5 protein-coding genes are annotated in these 5,690 nt (G+C 65.5%); all 5 read right to left on the reverse strand.

The annotated features are described in order from the left end of the window. Positions 1-180: 180 nt before the first annotated feature. Positions 181-1,488, reverse strand: coding sequence for an NADH-quinone oxidoreductase subunit NuoF (nuoF, locus tag RM423_RS23820; RefSeq protein WP_311425535.1), 1,308 nt, complete (start codon positions 1,486-1,488; stop codon positions 181-183). Between the two features lie 81 nt (positions 1,489-1,569). Then, complete coding sequence (locus tag RM423_RS23825; RefSeq protein ID WP_311425531.1) at positions 1,570-1,899, reverse strand: cupin domain-containing protein; 330 nt, start codon at positions 1,897-1,899, stop codon at positions 1,570-1,572. A gap of 49 nt (positions 1,900-1,948) precedes the next feature. Further along, positions 1,949-3,766: a molybdopterin-dependent oxidoreductase gene (locus RM423_RS23830; RefSeq protein WP_311425532.1), complete on the reverse strand. Its 1,818-nt coding sequence runs from the start codon at positions 3,764-3,766 to the stop codon at positions 1,949-1,951. 394 nt (positions 3,767-4,160) lie between these two features. Next, complete coding sequence (locus RM423_RS23835) at positions 4,161-4,667, reverse strand: universal stress protein (protein WP_311425533.1); 507 nt, start codon at positions 4,665-4,667, stop codon at positions 4,161-4,163. Positions 4,668-5,233: 566 nt separating this feature from the next. Beyond that, positions 5,234-5,518, reverse strand: coding sequence for a universal stress protein (locus RM423_RS23840; protein WP_311425534.1), 285 nt, complete (start codon positions 5,516-5,518; stop codon positions 5,234-5,236). Positions 5,519-5,690: the final 172 nt, after the last annotated feature.

Below are 5,690 nucleotides of genomic sequence, written 5' to 3' on the forward strand. Positions count from 1 at the left end.
GCACGTGGAACCGGCGCACCGAGCGACCTCGGCCAAACTGTCCTGCCCGCACGGCACAATCGGAAACCACAGAGGCTGCCGCCCCAAGAACGACGATCAACAGGCGCCGCGTGAAAGTTTCGGGCTAACTGAATCCGGGTGGCGTGGACCGGGAGCTGATTGATAGCAGGGGATAACTCGTCAGGTGAGTGCGGGCACCGGCGTGGCTGCCGAGGACCGCTGGGCGGTGGTGGGCGAGGTGAACGGGCAGGCGTGCAGGTCGATGTGGCGCTGGTATTCCTCGCGAAAGTACTTGATGGAGGAGGTGACAGGGCTGGTCGCTCCGTCGCCGAGGGCGCAGAACGCGCGGCCGAGGATGTTGTCGGACAGATCCAGCAGCGTTTCGAGGTCCTCAGCGGTGCCCGCGCCGTTTTCCAGGCGTTCGTAGATGCCGATGTACCAGTAGGTCCCTTCCCGGCAGGGGGTGCACTTGCCGCAGGACTCGTGGGCGTAGAACTGGCTCCACTTCTGCACAGCCCGTACGACGCAGTCGGACTCGTCGAAGAGCATGATCGCCGAGGTGCCGTTCATGGAGCCGGCCTTGGCTACGTCGTCGAAGTCCAGCGGGACGTCGAGGTGCTCAGGCGTGAACAGCGGGGTCGATGACCCGCCCGGGGTCCAGAATTTCAGGTCTTGCCCACGGCTCATGCCGCCGGCCAGATCCAGTAGCTCCCGCAGGCTGGTTCCCATGGGTGCTTCGTACTGCCCGGGGTTAGCGATGCGCCCGGACAGGGAGTAGATGGAGGTGCCGGGTGAACCGGGGGTGCCGATGCCGTTGAACCACGCCGCACCGCCGCGCACGATGTAGGGCACGCAGGCCAGCGTGCCGACGTTGTTCACCACGGTCGGAGCGTCATAGAGCCCGTTGGTCGCCGGGAACGGTGGTTTCAGGCGCGGCTGGCCTCGTTTGCCTTCCAAGGAGTCCAGCAACGCGGTCTCTTCTCCACAGATGTAGGCACCGGCACCAGCGTGGACCGTGATGACGCAGTTCAGGCCGCTGCCCAGGATGTTGGTGCCCAGGTAACCCTTGGCATGTGCTTGTTCGATCGCGGCGCTGACCCGGCGGATCGCGTGGACGGCTTCGCCACGGATGTAGATGAACGCCTGCTCAGCCCGGACGGCGTAACAGGCGATGATGATGCCCTCGATGAGCGAATGCGGGTCGGTCATCATCAACGGCAGGTCGCGGCAGGTCCCCGGCTCACCCTCGTCACCGTTGACCACGACGTAGTGCGGGCGCCCGTCGTCGCGGGGAATGAACTGCCACTTCATACCAGTCGGGAACCCGGCACCACCACGCCCCCGCAGGTTTGATTGCTTCACCATCGCGATCAGCTCATCCGGGGCCAGCATCAGGGCTGCACGAAGCCCGGTGTAGCCATCGAGAGCTTCGTAATTGTCGATCATCCACGGGGCGTCAGCGGTGAACCGCTGCGTCAGCATCGGCATCAACGGCACGTCAGTGGCTCCTTGGGCAGTGGGGATCCGGTGCCTCCAACGCAAGGGCATCCGGTGGACGGTCGAGGTGGGTCAGGATTTGGCGACGGTAAGCAGGACGACGCTGTCCTCGGTGGCGTGCAGCGAATGCCGGGTGTCGGGGATGGTGAGAAGCTCACCTTCCGCGCAGTCCCAGGAGATGGTGCCGGCGGTGAGGCGGACGCGGCCGTGCAGTACCTGCAGCGTCGCCTCACCGGGGTTTTCGTGCTCGTGCAGGTCCTGCCCCGCCAGCATGGCGATCAGCGTCTGGCGCAGGACATGCTCATGCCCTCCGTAGACGGTGTGGGCGCTGCGACCGCTCGGGGTGGCCGCGGCGGCCGCGAGATGCTCGCGGGCCAGGGCGGTGAGCGACACTTTTTGCACTGGGTGCTCCTGACGTGGGATGGGCGGGGATGCCGGCGGTGGTCAAGGTTCAGATGGGTTGGCGGTAGCCGAAGAACTCGTGGTCTTGGTTGTAGCCACCGAATCCGGAGCCGATATCGGCGAAGTCGACCACGAACTCCACACCGCTGACCCATTTCACTTGTTTGAAGCCGAGCTCGATCTCGTTGCGCAGCCGCACCGGCGCGCCGTGGCCGAAGGTCAGCGGTGCCCCGTTCATGTCGTAGGCCAGCATCGCCAGCTGGCTGCGCATATGTTGGATCGGGTGGGCGTCGTAGTAGATGCCACCGTCAGCGCCTTCCCCCAGGGAGTAGAACACCACCCACTTGACCTCCGGGTCGGCTCCGACGAGGTCCAGGATCGTGGACATCGACACCCCGCCCCACTTCGCGATGCCCGACCAGCCCTGAATGCAGAAGTGCTGGGTGATCTGCTCATGGCCCGGTAATGCCCGCAACTCATCCAGCGACAGCTGCACTGGGTGGGCGACCAGACCGCCGATCCGGAGCTGATAGTCGGCGAACCCACCGTTGGCCAGGGCCTGGTATTCGGCAGAGTCGGGATAGCGGCCGTTGTGCCAGAAGTAGGGGGAGATGTCTTTCTCGGTGTACTCGCCGGGGGTGACGTCAACGTGCTCGAACAACCGCTGCGCCGGCCCGATCAGGGCGTAGCCCACGCGACGGATCAGCCCGGGATGGCGCAACGTCAGCGGTGTGGCGCCCACCCAGGCAATGATGACCACGCTCAGCCAGGCGGCGAAGATCCAGAGCCCAAGCCAGCTGTCATCGTTGCGCCCGGAATCGAGGTGGTTGAGGTTGACCAGGATGCCGGTGGTGGCGACCAGGCTGACGTGGATGACGATAAAGAGCAGGAACCAGGCGAAGACCAGGAAGTGGATCGAGCGGGCCAGTTGGATGCTGAACACCCGGCTGATCGGTTTGAAGCGGGTCGAGAGTGCCGGTGACATGCCCAGGCCGGTGAGCAAGGCCAGTGGGGCGGCGATGAAGACGGTGATGAAGTAGGTAAGTTGCTGGGCGCCGTTGTAGGCGACCCACCCGCTGTCGACCGGCCAGTTCAGCGACAGGTACTGGATCGCCACCGACACCGCGTTCGGGAACACCGTCCAACTCGTCGGGACCAGACGCTTCCACTGCTCAGTGCTGAACAGCAGAATGTAGAACACAATGCCGTTGAGCAGCCAGAGGACGTTGATACCCAGATGCCACCAGCGGGCAAGGCCGATGGAGTGCCGGATACCGGGCAGACCCACCTGGGCGGGCAGGCTGATGGAGTCCTGCTTGGCGGTCCACAGCGGATCAGCCGGAACCGGTTTCTGGATACGGAACCAGTCCCGACCCGGGGTGCAGTGCCGCGTCCAGTACAGCCGGGGGTGATCGGACAGGATCTGCAGCCCAGAGCGCAGGATGAAAATCATGAAGAACACGTTGAGGAAGTGCTGCCACCGCGCCCACACCGGAATACCCAGATACTGCCCACGGTCAGCGCGCAGGTCCGTGCCCGGGTAGCGCAGCAGGAACCGCTGCACCGGCGCCTCGTTACGCAGCCCCTTGGCCACCGCCACCGCGACTAGCAGGACCGCGAATCCGATCGGCAGCAGCCACAGCAGGTTGAACCATCTGCTGCCGATCCGGACCCGGGGAGCGACCCCGGTCGCAGCCGGCACCGACCCGGCCCACGTCGCGGTGTCGACCACCGCCTCACCCCGGGTCAGACCCTCGCGGAACTGCAGCGGTACCCGAGCTGACGCCCCCGAGGCAGGGGCTACTCCGTCGATGTGGTTGCTCGCCGGCTTGTCGGCCATGCCAGGTTGCTCCTGTTCATCGGTCATCCCAGCAACCGCAGAAACAGCGAGCCTCTCGACCGCTCGAAGGCCGGGAGCCAACAGACCCCGATCAGCGTCGGCTCGATACCAACAAGTCGGGGACAAGAACCTTCCCCGATGGTCCTGGTCATCTGAACCGCCTCCCTCAAGGCCTCGGCCCCCCGGCCACCCGCTAAGCGCAACCAAGCGCGTCTCGGCGCCCACAACAACGGACCGGCGCGGAGCCCGCTTCGATCAAACCGTACGTCGTGTCGATCATGCGGCGCGACCACCGTCCCGTTACTTCCAAGCCTGATGACGAGCTGCCCAGTTCAAAGGCACCAACCCCGTACTGTCCGGGGCGTTCGGGCTGGCGATTGTGGGGTCGTGGGCTGACCTGGGTCAGCGAGGGCGGCTGCGGTCACTTCTCGCCCTCATCGGGTGCGGCGTGCACGACCAAGACAGGGCAGGTGGCGTGTTCGGCGCAGTAGGCGCTGGTGGAGCCGATCAGCAGGCCCACAAAGCCGCCATGCCCGCGGCTGCCCACGATAAGCATCAGCGCGTCGAAGTCGGTGCTGACGTCCAAGAGCACCTGCGCGGGGTTGCCCTGCAGTGTGGCGCGGTGAAGACCGGCGGGTGGGGTGTGTGCGAACGCGGCGCTCAACGCCTGGTCCAAGATCGTGGTGGCCACGGCCTCCGGCGCGTCGGCCATCTCCATCCCGACGCCCCCACCCATGCCGATGCCGGCGCCCGCGCCTGTGGGGTACTGCCAGGTAGTGATCGCCTGGATCTGGGCGTTCATGCTCGGCGCGAGACAGGCGGCCCAGCGCAGCGCCGCGATCGAGGACGGGGAGCCGTCGACGCCGACGACAACGCGGGCCTGCGTGCTGCCTGCGTTGGTGCTTACATCTGTTTCCGGTGTGCTCATGTGCGTTTCTTGTCTGGTGGTTCTGGATACCCGTTCAGCCGCGCCGTCGTGCCCGGCGCAGTAGATACCGGCGGGGGTGGGGCGAGGAAATCAGCCAGCCTGTTGCCATCGAGCAGGCGCGGCCCCAACTCGGCGCCGTGCCAACATGCCCGAGCTGATGGGGACGGTGCCGGGATGAGTACGATAAATCTTCCCAGATCACCTCCCAAGGAAGTGGAACATCGCCGGTGCCGCAGAGCCGACCGGGTCCGCCGCTGAAAGCCTCGGCTGCGCTCAGTCTGGTGGTCTCAACGCCCAAGCCTGGCCGAAGGCTTCCCCTACCAGCAAGGGACGGGTCGCAACGAGTATGAAACCAAACGCAAGTTGCCTCGGGCAGTTCAGCGTGACTACGAGCAGGACCCGGGTCGCCGGATCTGGGCCATCACGAGCAGACGCCCATGTTGCGCGGGACCACTGTTCCTACGCGGCGGACGCACGGTCGGTTCACACGCACGAACGGGGTGCTCAGCTGGCCCAATGTCCACCGGGGCCGGACAAGGGAGCCAGTGCGCATCGTGTCCCCAGGTTCAGTCGGTGCTGGCGGGGACTACGGCGGCCGGGCAGGAGGCGTGGTGCAGGACGCCCTGGCTGACTGAGCCAAGCAGCGTTCCGGTCCAGGCGTGCTGACCATGGCTGCCCACGATGAGCAGGTCCTGGTTCAGCGATTCGCTGATCAGGCCTGCGGTGGGGTGATCCCTGATCACTGCGCTGTGCACGATCACTTCGGGGAATTTTTCCTGCCATCCGGCCAGTGCTTCTGACAGCCACGCCTCTGCTCGCGCCGGTTCGTGCGGCTCTGATCGCCACATCATCGAGGCGAGCAGATCAGGGTGCCAGCAGAAGATGGCGCGCAGCGATGGGGACCTGACCCCGAGTAGTGGACACGCTCAATCCCTGCTTCGGTGGGGTGGAAGCGAGATGATCCACTCATGGCGAGGAAGAACTACTCCGAGGAGTTTCGCCGCGACGCTGTCGAGTTGTATC

This window comes from Jatrophihabitans lederbergiae (assembly GCF_031845305.1).
Taxonomy (GTDB): domain Bacteria; phylum Actinomycetota; class Actinomycetes; order Mycobacteriales; family Jatrophihabitantaceae; genus Jatrophihabitans_A; species Jatrophihabitans_A lederbergiae.

Coding starts and splice junctions, on each gene's coding strand:
- nuoF (WP_311425535.1), bottom strand. CDS start 1,488: ATGCCGATGCTGACGCAGCGGTTCACCGCTGACGCCCCGTGGATGATC.
- RM423_RS23830 (WP_311425532.1), bottom strand. CDS start 3,766: ATGACCGATGAACAGGAGCAACCTGGCATGGCCGACAAGCCGGCGAGC.
- RM423_RS23835 (WP_311425533.1), bottom strand. CDS start 4,667: ATGAGCACACCGGAAACAGATGTAAGCACCAACGCAGGCAGCACGCAG.
- RM423_RS23840 (WP_311425534.1), bottom strand. CDS start 5,518: ATGATGTGGCGATCAGAGCCGCACGAACCGGCGCGAGCAGAGGCGTGG.